The 13,189-nt window shown below is 68.1% G+C and carries 15 protein-coding genes and 3 tRNA genes; 12 read left to right on the plus strand and 6 right to left on the minus strand.

Going from position 1 to position 13,189, the window contains the following annotated elements:
• Positions 1-88: 88 nt before the first annotated feature.
• Positions 89-1,006 (minus strand): helix-turn-helix domain-containing protein, encoded by a 918-nt coding sequence (locus ACWIGI_RS20690; protein ID WP_454204036.1) that lies wholly within the window; start codon positions 1,004-1,006, stop codon positions 89-91.
• Between the two features lie 76 nt (positions 1,007-1,082).
• On the opposite strand from ACWIGI_RS20690, the gene ACWIGI_RS20695 reads away from it, so the two are divergent.
• Positions 1,083-1,247 (plus strand): hypothetical protein, encoded by a 165-nt coding sequence (locus ACWIGI_RS20695; RefSeq protein WP_454204037.1) that lies wholly within the window; start codon positions 1,083-1,085, stop codon positions 1,245-1,247.
• On the opposite strand, the gene ACWIGI_RS20700 is transcribed toward ACWIGI_RS20695, so the two are convergent.
• The 3 genes from ACWIGI_RS20700 to ACWIGI_RS20710 form a co-directional block, all read right to left on the minus strand.
• Positions 1,244-1,314 (minus strand) — tRNA-Gln (locus ACWIGI_RS20700). The two genes, ACWIGI_RS20695 and ACWIGI_RS20700, sit on opposite strands and share 4 nt — an antisense overlap.
• Before the next feature lie 11 nt (positions 1,315-1,325).
• Positions 1,326-1,399, minus strand: a tRNA-Arg gene (locus ACWIGI_RS20705).
• Between the two features lie 440 nt (positions 1,400-1,839).
• A complete protein-coding gene (locus ACWIGI_RS20710; protein ID WP_454204038.1) occupies positions 1,840-2,892 on the minus strand; it encodes an LLM class flavin-dependent oxidoreductase in 1,053 nt (350 codons plus the stop codon).
• Positions 2,893-2,947: 55 nt separating this feature from the next.
• Here ACWIGI_RS20710 and ACWIGI_RS20715 point away from each other — a divergent pair, with 55 nt between their 5' ends.
• The 5 genes from ACWIGI_RS20715 (at position 2,948) to ACWIGI_RS20735 (ending at position 6,350) form a co-directional block, all read left to right on the plus strand.
• Positions 2,948-3,445 carry an SRPBCC family protein gene (locus tag ACWIGI_RS20715; protein ID WP_454204039.1) on the plus strand — a complete coding sequence of 166 codons (498 nt, stop codon included), beginning with the start codon at positions 2,948-2,950 and terminating at the stop codon, positions 3,443-3,445.
• Positions 3,446-3,447: 2 nt separating this feature from the next.
• Entirely contained in the window at positions 3,448-4,053 is a 606-nt protein-coding gene (locus ACWIGI_RS20720; protein ID WP_454204040.1) for a TetR/AcrR family transcriptional regulator, read from the plus strand.
• The gene (locus tag ACWIGI_RS20725; protein WP_454204041.1) at positions 4,050-4,535 is read left to right on the plus strand and encodes a hypothetical protein; all 486 of its coding nucleotides are present in this window, start codon (positions 4,050-4,052) and stop codon (positions 4,533-4,535) included. Before ACWIGI_RS20720 ends, ACWIGI_RS20725 begins: the two co-directional genes overlap by 4 nt.
• A gap of 167 nt (positions 4,536-4,702) precedes the next feature.
• A complete protein-coding gene (locus tag ACWIGI_RS20730) occupies positions 4,703-5,653 on the plus strand; it encodes a hypothetical protein (protein WP_454204042.1) in 951 nt (316 codons plus the stop codon).
• A gap of 358 nt (positions 5,654-6,011) precedes the next feature.
• Positions 6,012-6,350: a hypothetical protein gene (locus ACWIGI_RS20735; protein ID WP_454204043.1), complete on the plus strand. Its 339-nt coding sequence runs from the start codon at positions 6,012-6,014 to the stop codon at positions 6,348-6,350.
• Positions 6,351-6,395: 45 nt separating this feature from the next.
• Here ACWIGI_RS20735 and ACWIGI_RS20740 read toward each other — a convergent pair whose 3' ends face one another.
• The gene (locus tag ACWIGI_RS20740; protein WP_454204044.1) at positions 6,396-6,959 is read right to left on the minus strand and encodes a TetR/AcrR family transcriptional regulator; all 564 of its coding nucleotides are present in this window, start codon (positions 6,957-6,959) and stop codon (positions 6,396-6,398) included.
• A 109-nt stretch (positions 6,960-7,068) separates the two neighbouring features.
• Between ACWIGI_RS20740 and ACWIGI_RS20745 the strand changes: the two genes are divergently transcribed.
• The 3 genes from ACWIGI_RS20745 (at position 7,069) to ACWIGI_RS20755 (ending at position 8,955) form a co-directional block, all read left to right on the plus strand.
• Complete coding sequence (locus ACWIGI_RS20745) at positions 7,069-7,884, plus strand: SDR family NAD(P)-dependent oxidoreductase (protein ID WP_454204045.1); 816 nt, start codon at positions 7,069-7,071, stop codon at positions 7,882-7,884.
• 237 nt (positions 7,885-8,121) lie between these two features.
• Positions 8,122-8,514, plus strand: a complete 393-nt coding sequence (locus tag ACWIGI_RS20750) for a VOC family protein (protein WP_454204046.1) — start codon at positions 8,122-8,124, stop codon at positions 8,512-8,514.
• A 3-nt stretch (positions 8,515-8,517) separates the two neighbouring features.
• On the plus strand, positions 8,518-8,955 hold the full coding sequence (locus ACWIGI_RS20755; RefSeq protein WP_454204047.1) for a pyridoxamine 5'-phosphate oxidase family protein: 438 nt from the start codon (positions 8,518-8,520) through the stop codon (positions 8,953-8,955).
• A 73-nt stretch (positions 8,956-9,028) separates the two neighbouring features.
• Here ACWIGI_RS20755 and ACWIGI_RS20760 read toward each other — a convergent pair.
• Positions 9,029-9,102, minus strand: a tRNA-Leu gene (locus ACWIGI_RS20760).
• 285 nt (positions 9,103-9,387) lie between these two features.
• Here ACWIGI_RS20760 and ACWIGI_RS20765 point away from each other — a divergent pair.
• The 3 genes from ACWIGI_RS20765 to ACWIGI_RS20775 all read left to right on the plus strand — a co-directional run bounded on the left by ACWIGI_RS20765 (position 9,388) and on the right by ACWIGI_RS20775 (position 13,030).
• Positions 9,388-9,912, plus strand: coding sequence for a hypothetical protein (locus ACWIGI_RS20765; protein ID WP_454204048.1), 525 nt, complete (start codon positions 9,388-9,390; stop codon positions 9,910-9,912).
• A 92-nt stretch (positions 9,913-10,004) separates the two neighbouring features.
• The gene (locus tag ACWIGI_RS20770; RefSeq protein ID WP_454204049.1) at positions 10,005-10,553 is read left to right on the plus strand and encodes a MerR family transcriptional regulator; all 549 of its coding nucleotides are present in this window, start codon (positions 10,005-10,007) and stop codon (positions 10,551-10,553) included.
• A complete protein-coding gene (locus tag ACWIGI_RS20775) occupies positions 10,550-13,030 on the plus strand; it encodes a VIT domain-containing protein (RefSeq protein ID WP_454204050.1) in 2,481 nt (826 codons plus the stop codon). The genes ACWIGI_RS20770 and ACWIGI_RS20775 overlap by 4 nt, the downstream gene beginning before the upstream one ends.
• Positions 13,031-13,189: the final 159 nt, after the last annotated feature.

Below are 13,189 nucleotides of genomic sequence, written 5' to 3' on the forward strand. Positions count from 1 at the left end.
TTTGTTTTTGGTGTTGCTCCTTTTCTCCCCCCCCCCCCCCCCACCACCCCCACATGCGGCCGACCCCTCGACGGCCGCTGGAAAATGGTCATTGGGTTGTGATGCGGTGGATTTCGTCCCGAAGTCCGGTGAGAAATGAACGGGCATCATTGTCGAACAAAGCCATTCGGGCGAGCGCCGTCCAGCGGCGGCGATGGGCGTCGACGAGTTCGGGGCCGCGGGTCACCAGACTGCCGGCGATCGGCTCCGCGGAAGCGATCGCGTGATCCTCGTTCTCGTAGATGACGAAACCGTGCGGGATCGTGGTGCTCGCCTCGATGTCCTGCGGGATCACCCCGATGCTGACGGTGTCGAGGGTCTCGATGGAGATGGTCCGGTCCAGCTGGGCCAGCAGCATGCGATGCGGTCCGGGCCGAAACCGCAGGGCCGCTTCGGTGATCAGGAATTCGAAGCGCTTGGCCGGGTCGTACAGCACCTGCTGGCGTTCCAGACGCGCGGCCAGCGCGGACGCCAGCGCCTCGGGTGCGTAGGGCGGATCGAAGGTGGCGAACACCCGGCGGGCGTAGTCGGCGGTCTGTAGCAGGCCCGGCACCAGTGTGGGCTGGAAGTTCCGCACCACCTGCGCGTCGTGTTCGAGGGCCCGCACGTCGTCCTGCAGATGCGGGCGCTCCGCGAGCGAGGCCGCCCAGTCCTGCATCTCGGGGGTGTGCGCGGCCTCGGTGAGCGCGCGTAGCGAGTGCCGGCAGTCCGCCGCCGCACCGACCGCTTCGGCCCAGTCGAGCACCTGCGGTAGCGGCGGAACCACCTGCCCCGCCTCGATCCGGGACAGCGTCGACTGGCTGATGCCGACCCGCTTGGCCAGTTCGCGTCCGGAGATTCCGGCCATGTCCCGCAGCCGCCGCAGCTCCGTCGCCAATTGCTGGCGCGGGCGCGACTGGTACGCAACCGCGTTCGCGGCGCTTGCCGCGTCGGTCGCGCCCTGTGGCGGCTGATTCTGTGGGTCCATGATGATTCAGATCGAATCATCTCTATTCAGCCGCGTCAAGCCGAAGCGGGTGAATCCTGAATCATAGCGGAATCGCATGTCCGGCAAGGTGATTGCTGTTCATGACGAATACGTGCCGGACCAGCTGAAATACGACATTGCACGCAATGAGCCCATCGATGGGTCGGCTCCGCGTGTGGTTCGGGTCGAACCGCATCACGCCGTCCGTGGCGGCTCGGCGGATGCTCGATTCGGAGGCTGAAGCGCCAGGATTCGAACCTGGACCGACGAGGTCAGAGCTCGCCATGCTGCCGTTACACCACGCTTCATCGAAAATCGGTATGCCCGGAAGGATTCGAACCTTCAACATCCTGCTTCGTAGACAGGCGCTCTATCCGTTTGAGCTACGGGCATGGGACCCCGGGCGAAATGTCGTCGTTGACATCTACTCGGCACTGAGGTGCTCGGGGCTGGGGGAGTATCTCGCGCGATGTCCGAATCGAACGGCCGCGCCGGTGACGTCGTCGGCACCTACTCGTCGTCGAGTCGCGTTCGGCCGGTGGCTGTTTCGGACGGTGTGAGTCGGGCGGAGGTCGCCCGGGAAACGCGAAGGCCGCTTCGAGAATGCTCGAAGCGGCCCCGAGGGTGTCCGTGCACGGCCCTCAGGCGCCACTCCGGATTCGGCGGCGGGCTACGACGAGCGTGCGTCCACGGACGCCCTCGAGCCGGATGTGCTGAATTCGCTGCTGTCGTGCCACTGCCTCACCCTCCTCGGAGGTCTCGTCGTTGCGTTGTCATGACGGTAGCAAGCGCGTATTCGGTTGGTAAACCGATTTATTCGCGCCGATCCGGTGTCAGCCCCGGGCCAGCTCGAGCAGCCGCCGCAGGGTATCGAGCTGCTCCTCGAACGGGGTCTCCATCTTGGCCAGCAGTGTCGATATCCCCACCGCCCGGTACTGCTCGATCCGTTGCGCGATGGTCTCCGGTGTGCCGACCAGGTTGGTGTGGCTGCCCAGCTCGAGCGGCACCGCCGCCCGGGCCTCGTCGCGATTGCCGGACGCCCAGAGCTCGGCCACCCGCCGCACGGCCGGGCCGAAACCCATGCGCCCGAACGCCTCGTTGTAGAAGTTGCGCCCGCCCGCGCCCATCGCGCCGATGGTGAACGCGTAGCCCGCAGCGTGGCGTCGAATCCGTTGTGCGGCATCGGCGTCGGACTCGGCGAACTCGACCGCGACGGGCGCGACCAGATCGAGGTCGGTGAGATCGCGCCCGGCGGACTTCGCGCCCTCGCGCAGCGGATCCAGGAACACCTCGGCGGCTTCGGGTATGAAGGCGTTGCCCAGCCAGCCGTCCGCGGCCGCGCCGGTGAGTCGCATGTTCGCCGGCCCCATGGCCGCCACGTAGATCGGTACCTCGCGCGGTGCGACCAGCGGCCGCAGGGCGCGGCCGGAGCTGTCGGGCAGGGGCAGGGTGTAGATCTCGCCGTCGTAGGCGAGCGGTTCGCCGCGACTGATCAGGCGCACGATCTCGATGGTCTCGCGGGTGGTCCGCACGGGTTTGTGGAAGCGGACCCCGTGCCAGCCCTCCATGACCCGCGGTCCCGAGACGCCGAGGCCGAGGTGGAATCGGCCCCCCGACAGCTCCTGCAGGCTCAGCGCCGAGGTCGCCAGCAGGGCGGGGGAGCGGGAGCCGAGCTGAACCACGAACGTGCCCAGCCCGATCGTCTCGGTCTTCGCCGCGAGGTAGGCCAGCCCGGTCAGCGCGTCGTAACCCCACACCTCCGGCACCCACAGGGAGGCGACGCCGAGCCGTTCGGCCTCCCGCGCGAAGTCCGCGGCGCCGGGCAGCCGGGGTTCGACGACGACCCCGACCCGCAGTGATTTCCGAAGTGGATCCGATGCGACCATGGACTATGTTATAGATCATAGAAACAGTTGTTGGGAACCCCCGAAAGGCCGCAGCGTGCGTTACCGCGATCAACCGACCGTAGAAGTCTCCGAGCGCGTCGCCTGTACGCCCGCCCGGGCCTGGGCACTGCTCACCGACATCACCCTGCCCGCCCGCGTGTCCGAGGAATTGGACACCGTCCGCTGGCTCGGCGATGCGGACCGGGTGGCGCTGGGGGCCCGTTTCCGCGGCTCGAGCCGGCACGACGCGCTCGGCGAGTGGAGCACCGAGTGCGAGGTGATCGAGCTCGAGCCCGAGCGGCGCTGGGTGTGGGCGGTTCACGGTCCCGAAGGCGTCAGTGCCACCTGGGGTTTCGAGATCGACCCCGCCAGTTCCGGTGTGATCGTGCGGCAGTGGGGTCGCATGGGTCCCGGCCCCTCGGGTTTGAACGTGGCCATCATCGCCATGCCGGACAAGGAGGCGCGCATCGTCGCCAACCGCCTGTCCGAATGGGAGCGCAACATGCGCGCCAATCTGGCCGCGGTGAAAGCCGCTGCGGAAGAACAGGATTGACCGTGGCAGAACGCGGCTCCACCAAACGCAAGATGCTGGTCGGCGGCGTGGAACTCCTGCGCGAGCGCGGCTCGGCCGGGGTGACCATCGACGCCGTCCTGGCCCGCACCGGCGCCCCGCGCGGGTCGGTCTACCACCATTTTCCCGGCGGCCGCCGCCAGTTGCTGAGCGAGAGCCTGGACCTGGCGGGCGACGCGATCACCGCCCTCATCGAGGACTCCGCGGCCGCCGGTCCCGGCCAGGCCCTGCTACGACTGCTGGATTTCTGGCGAAAGCTGCTGCGGGAAAGCGATTTCCACGCCGTATGTCCCGCGATAGCCGTCGCCGTGAGCGGCACCGAGGACGACCGCGCCCTGCATTCGGAAGTGGCCGCGATCCTGCTCCGCTGGCGCAGCGCCCTGACCACGTCCCTGCTGTCCGCCGGGGTCCCCGCCGCCCGCGCCGAAACCCTTGCGACGCTGACGCTGTCCGCCGTGGAGGGCGCGATCGTCCTGTCCCGCGTGGATCGCTCCCTGGGTCCGATCGAACAGGTGGCCGCCGAACTGGAGCCCATCCTGCTCGCCGCGGTCCCCGGCTCGGTCGGCGAACTTCCGACAGCGAGCAGGTGAGGGCGCTGGACCAGATCAACCGATTCGAGACGAAGCAGACCTACGCGGTCATCCGGGCCGAATGGCTGACGGGTTTCGCCGTGGCGACCGCGCTGGCGGTGCTGCACCACGACGAGATCCGCTGGCCGGTGTTCATCGCGCTGTTCCTGGCGATCGACGTCCTCGGCTACCTGCCCGGCGCGATTGCCTTCCGGCGCAGCCGAACCGGTCGGATCGCGAAGGGCTACTACGTCGCCTACAACATCTCCCACAGCCTCGTGACCGCCGCGGTGGTCGCGGGCCTGTGGTCCTGGTGGTTCGGCGCGGAGTGGGCCCTGTTGGCGCTTCCGATCCACCTGTTCGGCGACCGCGCCCTGTTCGGCAATTCGATCAAGCCGTTCGGCGTTCCCTTCGAACCCGCGCCGATGGCGGCCTTCACCGAGTTCGAGGAGAAGTATCGGCGTGCGGTGGGCGGGCGGGATGCCGGCGAACCGAACGGGTAGCCGGGTCCGCGCGTAGACCCCACATTCGGTGGCATGGCCGATTCCGTCGGCGTCCATAGACTCGATCGTGGGGAACGCGGCTCCGGGACTTCGGGCCGAATCCGTCGAATCGTGCTGTCGTAGAGCGCTTTTCGACGGGTGTGGTCGGGTAGGTGAGGAGCGGGACGATGCGCGGGCAACACAGGATTCTCACCGGGCTGGTGGTCGCGGTTTTCGTCGCGGTCGCCTTCGTCGTGTCCTCCCGGGTGCTCACCGCGCACGAGGAGGCGGTGGATCGGCTCGACACCGAGCTCTCGGCGATGCCTGGTGTGCTGCGCGTCGATGCTGCGGTCTACGCGGGCGTCCTCGCCGGGGACGGTCTGCTGAGCGTCGTCGCGTACGTGCCCGACGCGACGGATCAGCAGATCGGGGACGTGTTCGTGCGCCTGGGCGAGCGAATCGGCGATTTCGGCGGACTCCGCGAACGGGACATCGAATTCGTCGTCGGCGACAGGGCGCGGATTCGGGTCGGCGATGCGCTCGACCTCGATCCGTTTCTCGCGACGGTACGGAACATTCGCGGCTACACCGCGGCCGTTCCCGGGGCGCGAATCGCCTGGACCGCGGGACCGACGCCGCGAATCGCCATCGTGGACGTGGCATCGGGCGCCGCCGAGCCGCTGGCCGCGGTTCGCGCGATGGTCGGCGGTGCCGCCGCCGACGTGACGATCGAGACGGCCGACCACGGGAATTGGAATGTCGCCCTGCCGTTGTCCGTCGACCGGGAGTCCGAGTTGCTCCGGCAGCTGTCCGACATTCCCTGGGGCATCAAGTTCGTCGCGATCGAGAACGGGCGCATCGAGAAGCTGTCGCTGCGCGCGACGACGACCGTGCCACTCGACCCCGACCGCGCTTATGGCGAACTGGCCGGGGCCGTAAGAATACTGGGCCCGACCGCAGATCATCCCGTACGCCTGACCTGGAATTGGTTCGACAACACCGGCGACGAGCGCAATGGTGGGTTCGTGCACGCCGCAGGCTGCGAATACCCGCCCTCGGCGGTTTCCGCCGATGCGATCAGTGCCTCCGCCCTTGTCGTCCAGCGCAGAATGCGCGAGGAATTCGAGTTCTGCCACTGACCCCTTTGTTGGACTCTTCTGCGCTACGTATGAGCAGGTCACGACCGGAAGTTGTTCTCCGCCGGGGTATTGGGGTCTTGCTGAGCGAATTCGATTCTGGTACAGCACAATTCGATGTTCGTTCGTTGCGGAATGTTCAATGCGGTAGCTAGGCTGGGGTCGGTTTCCGGGGCTGTCACATCGCCCCGGCGACCATGTTCATCCGATGCACCTCGAAATTCGATGGGACGGTTCGATGAATTCCCGTACACGCTCGGCCCTGTTGCCGATCGCCGCTATCGCCGGTTTCGCGATAACCACCGCCGGAGCCCCCGCAGCCCTTTCCGCCCCGAATGATCCGGGAGCCGCGGTCTGCACGATGAGTTACCCGGTCCCGGTGGAACCCTTCCAGACGCCCGCCAGCAGCGATGTTTTCGCGACCTCCGCCAACGGCTCGATCGATCTGAAACTGCACACCGATGCGGGCACCGACTTCGCCTACGACCAGCAGTTCTCGGTGAACTGGGCGAATCTCGACACCGGCAGGAGCGGGGTGGCGAACACCACCGCCCAGGTGAAGGGCCCCGACAACACCCTGAGCATCACCGGCGTGGAGACCAAGCCCGGCCGGATTCTGCTGAACCTGAACGTCTTCAACCACGGTGAGGGCCAGAACTACACCAACGGCGAGTGCAGCGCCGAGTACCAGGCGAGCTGATCGCTGACGGTCGCGGGCAGCGAAATGGCTTGTCGAGGAATGCTTTCAGCTCGCTCCATGTGCGGATCCGGCCGTGAGGCTACGCACGAGCACGTCGATGACCGCTCGCTTGCCCGCGTCGTCCCGCCGGTGGGTGAGTAGTCCTTCGACGACGAAGGTGCCGATAGCGGACATGGCGGGTAGGTCGTCCTCGGCGACACCGGCGGTGCGGAGATCGTCGGTGAACAGTACGTCGGCCAGCTGATGGAACGCGGTGTGCCAGGTGTCGATGGCGGGCGAGCCGGCGGCGCGCGCGTGCACGGTGTTGACCAACCCGTGCAGCTGTTCCAGCCGGCCGACCACCCACAGCAGCCGGTCACTCAACGGCCGGTCGGCTATCTCCGCGTAGGTGGCGAGCGCCTCGCCGAGGATGCGATCCAGGACCGCGATCAGCAACTCGTCCTTGTCCTGGAAGTACCAGTAGATCGTATTGACCGTGACCCCGGCTGTCTTGGCGATCCGGGCCGTGGACGCCGACTCGAAGCCGTCCTCGATGAGCAGCCGCTGCGCGGCGGCGATGATCTCCTCGCGCTTCTGCTCACGGTTCTGCGGACCTCGATTTCTGGGCACTTCAGCACCCTATCTTGAGCGTCGCTCAAGAAGACGCTACGGTTCTTGAGCGCCGTTCAAGAGACTTGCCCGGCCGGCCCGCCCGCCCGACGTCCCGAGCGAAGGAATCATGACCACCACCTCCCGCACCGCGCTGATCACCGGCGCATCCGCCGGCATCGGCGCGGCGTTCGCCCACCACCTGGCCGCGCAGGGCCACCACCTTCTTCTCGTCGCCCGTCGCGTCGACCGGCTGCGGACGCTCGCCGCCCAACTGACCGACCAGCACGGTGTGCGGTGCGAGGTCTTCGCCGCCGATCTCACCGATGCCGCGGCGCCGACCGCGATCCTGAACTACGCCGAGCAGCAGGGACTGGACGTCGACATCCTGATCAACAACGCGGGTCTGTCGGGCAAGACCGCCTTCGCCGACACTCCCTGGGATGCGCTGGCCGGCGAGATCCAACTGATGGTGACGGCCCCAACCCAGCTCGTGCACCTGGTAGTCCCCGGTATGAAGGAACGCCGCTGGGGCCGAATCATCAACCTGTCCTCGGCGGCCGCGTTCGCCCCGCCCGCCGCCAGCCTGCTCTACACCGGCATAAAGTCCTACGTCCTGAACACCTCACAGTCCCTCGACATGGAACTGAAGCCGCACGGCATCCACGTCACGGCCCTGTGCCCCGGCTTCACGCGCACCGAGTTCCACGATGTGATGGGCACGCGCGATCGGGCCGACAACCTGCCCCGGATCCTGTGGCAGCGCCCCGAGGCCGTCGTCACCGAAGGCTGGGACGCGGTGATGAAAGGCAAACCGGTCTGCGTCCCAGGCACTTTCAACAAGATCGGCGCCGCCGCGATGAAGCCCCTACCCGTCGGCCTGGGCTACCTGGCCGGAAAAACTCTGAACCCCTTCAAGAACACCGACTCCGCACACTCGCGCTGACCCGCGCCCTCGCTCGCGCGAAGCCATTTCACTCTCGACCACACCGGGCGCGCGCTGCTCAGTGTGTTCCGTCGTGTTCGCCTGCGGTTGTCTGAAATATGCGCCGCAGGCAACGTGGTGCGGTCGTGTACGACGGTGGCTGCCCGAGGTGCTCGGCCAATCGCTGTGCCGCAGATACTGATATGTGTCCGAGACACCTGTTGACTCTCCCCTCAGGGGAGACGGTTGGGTGAGGACATGACGCAGATCAAGAGCATCTTTCCTGACATTCCCAGCACGAATGTCGCCGCGAGTCGCGACTTCTACCTCGGTCTGCTCGGGCTGACCGTGGCATGGGAGTCCGACTGGTACGTCCTGCTCCACGGCGACGGGCCCGAGATTCAATTGGCCATCGTCGAACACGGACATGGCAGCATCCCCGAAACCCATCACGACACCGCGCGCGGTGTGCTGATCTCCTTCGAGGTCGATGACGCCACCAAAGTGTGGACACGCGCCCGGGAACTGGAGCTTCCGGTGGCACAAGAACTGCGAGATGAAGAATTCGGGCAGCGTCACTTCATGGTGGCCGATCCCAACGGATTGCTGGTGGACGTGATCGAGACCCTGTTCGTTCCGGACGCGGGATAAGCCATGCAACTCGCTGAAATAGTCGAAGCCACCGCGAAATTGAGCGAGTGGGCGCACGTGGCCACCGTCGGCCGCGACGGCGATCCCGACGTCGCACCCGTACACCCGGTCTGGGAAGGCGAGCTGATCTGGTTCATGACCGGGACCACGTCGGTCAAGGCGCGCAATATCGCCCATCACCCGAACATCGCCATGCATTGGCAGGTCGACGCGAGCGGCGACGGAGTCGAGGTATGGGGCGTGGCCGCGATCCATGACGACCTTCCGACCAAACGACGCCTCTGGCACGACGTGTTCGACTACGACCTGAACAATTTCGCACCGGGCGGGCCCGAAAACTCGCCCGAGATGGTGTTCGTGTCGGTGCGGCTCACGCGGGCGATATACATCCGCGCCTACGGCATGGGCGGAACCAGCACCTGGAGGCCAGGAGACGTGTAGCCGGCGCAGCGTGGACGTCCGCTGCTGAGTGACTTGACGCAGGCTCCATGTATTTCTATTGGGATGCTGTCTGTTCCCCCGGCGGGATTCGAACTCGCACTGGACCGGGTCTGAGCCGGCTTCCTCTGCCAATTGGGATACGGGGGATCGGGAACTAATAAGAATCGAAAACGAAAAGGGCCGCTCCGGCGCATTTCGCGCGGGCGGCCCTGGCGTCTGAGAGATAGACGTCAGGTGCCGCGGCTCAGGAGGCGCAACCGGAGGGTGCGGGCGAGTCGTGGAGTCAGTAGCTCGAGCATCATTCCCGCCTTTCCGGAGTTGTTGTCGCGGTCGATGTTTCGACGGTAGCACCGGGTGGCGGGGGAGGAAACCGAATATCGGGGGGTGCGCAATCGCGTTGCGGTGGAGTGGGGGAACCGCGATGGTGGGGGTATGGGTGGAGTGGGGCGGCATTTCGACGAGCGGCGGTTTCTGCTGCAGTACGCCGAGCGAATCCTGGTGGTGTGCGGGGGTTGTGGCGGGCGGGCGGCGAGTGTGCGATGGCCGGGGGCCGAAGCGCCGGGGACGTGGGCGGCGTACGAACCGCGGCGGCTCGCGTGTGCGGGGTGCCCGGCTGTGCGGGCGTGGGCCACAGAGCGGGACGGGCGGGGGTACTTCGGCAGGTTGTCTGGTGACTCGCCGGTCGATCCGCACTTCGGGCTGCCGTTGTGGCTGCAGACCCGGTGTGCGGGGCGGGTGCTCTGGGCGTTGAACACGGATCATCTCGACGAGTTGAGCGCGTTCGTCGGTGCGGCACTGCGTGAGCACGGGCCCGGCGGCTCCACGACCACCATGCTGGCGAGCCTGCCGGGGTGGATCACGGCGGCGCGTAACCGTGACAGTGTCCTGAAGGGGCTGGGCCGGCTGCGGACGCTGGCCGCGGCCAGCGCGCCGGAAGACCGGCCCGGAATCGGTTGACGACCCGGTCTTTTACCGAGCGGCAGCTACATATCACCGCCAATTCCAACTCTGTTGTTGACACTGTTTCATCGGTATGTGACAGTGTAATCATGCAGTGGACGATCGCGGAACTGGCCTCCGAAGCTGCGGCAGCGGTGGAACGCCTCGGAATCGAGGCGCCCAACGGCAAGGTGGGGGAGGTGCCGGACGTGCGCATGCTGCGCTACTACGGGTCGCTCGGATTACTCGATCGGCCCGCCGATGTACGGGGAAGGACGGCTTACTACGAGCGGAGGCATCTACTACAGGTAATCGCGGTCAAGCGGTTGCAGGCCGAAGGACAGACGCTGGCGCAGGCGCAGCGCGGGCTCCTCGGGCGCACCGACGCCCAGCTCGAGGCGATCGCTCGCCTCGATGAAGTCAAGCAGCGCAAGCGATTCTGGGCCGAGGCTCCCGAACCGCACAGCGCCCCGGCCGTCGCTCCGGCGCCGGCCGAGATGTCCGTCGGCGTGCACCTGACACCGGGTTGCACGGTCCTGTTCACTCCCGAACGCCCCCTCGATGCCGCCGATCTGGCCGCCATCCGGGCCGCGAGCCGGGAACTTCTCCACACGCTCGAACGCCGCGGGCTCCTTGCCGCAGAACGGAACACGCCATGACCGCCATTCCCACCGTCATCGACGAAGAACTGACCCGTATCGCCGGACCGCGCACCGGCGACGAACTCGTGACCGGCGTCCTGCACGCCGGCGACGGCGCGCACGGCGGCCTGCCGCTGGTGGCCATGGACGTGCACGCGGCGGTCACCGGCCTGGTGGCGACAACCACTGTGCGCCAGGTGTTTCGCAATACCCTCGGCACCGGCATCGAAGCGGTGTACATCTTCCCGCTGCCCGATCGCGCCGCGGTCACCTCGTTCACCGCGGACCTGGCGGGCCGGCGCATCGAGGGTGAACTGCAGGAGCGACAGGCCGCCCGCGACGCCTACGACCGGGCGGTCGCCGTCGGCCACCGGGCCGCGCTCGCCGAGGAGGATCGGTCTGGCGTCTTCACCACCACCGTCGGCAATCTGCAGCCGGGCGAGGAGGCCACGCTCACCCTGGTCCTGACCGGACCGCTGCCGGTGGACGGCGGCGAAGCCACGCTGCGCTTCCCGCTGGTGGTACCGCCCCGCTACATCCCGGGCACGCCGCTGGACGGCGCGCAGGCCGGGGCCGGCACGGCCCTCGACACCGACGCCGTCCCCGATGCCAGCCGCATCGCGCCGCCGGTGCTGCTGCCCGGCCAAACCTCGCCCGTCGCACTGTCTTTGACGGCCGTCATCGACCCGGCGGGCCTGGGCCCGGTGACGGTGCGCTCGAGCCTGCACGCGGTGGCCACCGAGTCCGAAGGCGGCGCCACGATCGTCCGCCTGCACCCGGGCGAGCGGCTGAACCGCGACGTCGTGCTGCGCTTGGCGCTGCGGGACGCGTCCGAATTGGCCAGCGCGGCGGTCATCGCGGAGGACACCGTCCAGGTCACCCTCGTGCCGGACCTGACGGCCACCCGCCGCGAACGTGACGTGGTGGTGCTGCTGGACCGCTCCGGCTCGATGGACGGCTGGAAGATGGTGGCCGCCCGCCGGGCCGCCGCCCGGGTGGTCGACACCCTCACCGACCGCGATCGCTTCGCCGTGCTGGCCTTCGATCACTACGTCGAACGCCCGACCGGTCTGGGGCAGGGGCTCGTGCCCGCGCTGGACCGCAATCGCTTCGCCGCCGTGGGCTGGCTGTCGGGCCTGGAGGCGCGGGGCGGCACCGAACTGGCCGGGCCGCTGGAGGAATCGGCCGACATCCTGCACGCCGACGAGGGCCGCGACCGGGTTCTCGTCCTGGTCACCGACGGTCAGATCGGCGACGAGGATCGGGTGCTGGCGCGAATCGCGCCGCGACTCAACGGAACCCGTGTCTTCACCCTGGGTATCGATCGCGCCGTCAACGCGGGCTTCCTGCAGCGCCTGGCCGACACCGGCGCCGGCCGCTGCGAACTCGTGGAAACCGAGGACCGGCTCGACGAGGTGCTCACCGGCATCCACCGCCGCATCGCGCCGCCGATCCTGACCGACGTCGTCGTGGAGATCGACGGGCGGCCTGTCTCCGATCCCGCTCCCGCGCACAGCGATCTGTTCGAGGGCGCGCCGCTGCTGCTCGGCGGCCGGGTCGGCGACGCGACGGGTGATGTCGTCGTGCGCGCGAAAACAGCGGCGGGCGAACCGTTCTCGGTGAAGATCACGCCCGTGCGCACCGAGGACAAGGCCGTGCGCGCCGTGTGGGCCCGCGCCCGGCTGCGCGACCTCGAGGACGACTACGCCACCGGAACGAGCGGCGTGACCCCGGCCCGAATCGTCGAGTTCTCGCTCGCCCATGGCGTTTTGAGCCGCTTCACCGCCTTCATCGCCGTCGATCACAGCCGCAAGACCACCGGCGATCAGCACACGGTCGTCCAGCCGGTCGAGGCTCCCGACGGTTGGGCCATGGAGGGCGACGCCGTGGACACGCCGAGCTTCATGCGGCGCGGAAGGCACATGTTCGAAGAGTCTTTCGATATGCCTCTGGCTTTCGACGACAGCGAGCCCGCCGGTTTCGCGGGCGGCGGAACTCTCTACCCGGCCCCGAGGCCCAGCGCACCGGGCTTCAGCGCACCCGCCGGCCCGCCGCCCGCGCCCATGGCGAGCCCCCCGCCGTCCGTGCCCCCGGCCGGTGGACCGCCGCCGGTGCCCGCGGCCCCGCGATCCGCACGGTTCGGCGCCCCGCGTCCCGAACCCGGCGCGATGCCCACCTCCGCTTCCCGTGGCCTCTCCCGGAGTCGCCGCAGGCCGGCGGGCAAGGCGGCAGGCCCCGATCCGGTCCTGCCCTTCCTGGATCGCCTGCGCGCGCTTCTGGACAACCCGGACCAGGCGATCGCGACCGATCTCGCCGCCGAGCTCGAAGCGGCGGGTTCCCCGCCCGATCTGGTTGCGGCCCTGCGCCTCCTGGTCATGGCGCTGGTGACCGGCGACGCCGCCACCGCGACGACGGCGATCGAGGAGATCCGCGCCCTGCGCCCGGAATTGGCGGCGCCCAAGCCGCCCAAGCCCCGCCGCGGCTTCTGGCGCTGACACCGGCGATCGTGCCCACCCGCGATCGTGCCTGCCTCGAGCGGCACGATCGCGGTGGCACCTTGCGGTGGCACCTTGCGGTGGCACCTTGCGGTGGCACCTTGCGGTGGCACCTTGCGGTGGCACCTTGCGGTGGCACCTTGCGGTGGCACCTTGCGG

The organism is Nocardia sp. NPDC055321 (assembly GCF_053645575.1).

Coding starts and splice junctions, on each gene's coding strand:
- ACWIGI_RS20690 (WP_454204036.1), bottom strand. CDS start 1,006: ATGGACCCACAGAATCAGCCGCCACAGGGCGCGACCGACGCGGCAAGC.
- ACWIGI_RS20695 (WP_454204037.1), top strand. CDS start 1,083: ATGTCCGGCAAGGTGATTGCTGTTCATGACGAATACGTGCCGGACCAG.
- ACWIGI_RS20710 (WP_454204038.1), bottom strand. CDS start 2,892: ATGGTCGCATCGGATCCACTTCGGAAATCACTGCGGGTCGGGGTCGTC.
- ACWIGI_RS20730 (WP_454204042.1), top strand. CDS start 4,703: ATGCGCGGGCAACACAGGATTCTCACCGGGCTGGTGGTCGCGGTTTTC.
- ACWIGI_RS20735 (WP_454204043.1), top strand. CDS start 6,012: ATGAGTTACCCGGTCCCGGTGGAACCCTTCCAGACGCCCGCCAGCAGC.
- ACWIGI_RS20745 (WP_454204045.1), top strand. CDS start 7,069: ATGACCACCACCTCCCGCACCGCGCTGATCACCGGCGCATCCGCCGGC.
- ACWIGI_RS20750 (WP_454204046.1), top strand. CDS start 8,122: ATGACGCAGATCAAGAGCATCTTTCCTGACATTCCCAGCACGAATGTC.
- ACWIGI_RS20755 (WP_454204047.1), top strand. CDS start 8,518: ATGCAACTCGCTGAAATAGTCGAAGCCACCGCGAAATTGAGCGAGTGG.
- ACWIGI_RS20765 (WP_454204048.1), top strand. CDS start 9,388: ATGGGTGGAGTGGGGCGGCATTTCGACGAGCGGCGGTTTCTGCTGCAG.
- ACWIGI_RS20770 (WP_454204049.1), top strand. CDS start 10,005: ATGCAGTGGACGATCGCGGAACTGGCCTCCGAAGCTGCGGCAGCGGTG.
- ACWIGI_RS20775 (WP_454204050.1), top strand. CDS start 10,550: ATGACCGCCATTCCCACCGTCATCGACGAAGAACTGACCCGTATCGCC.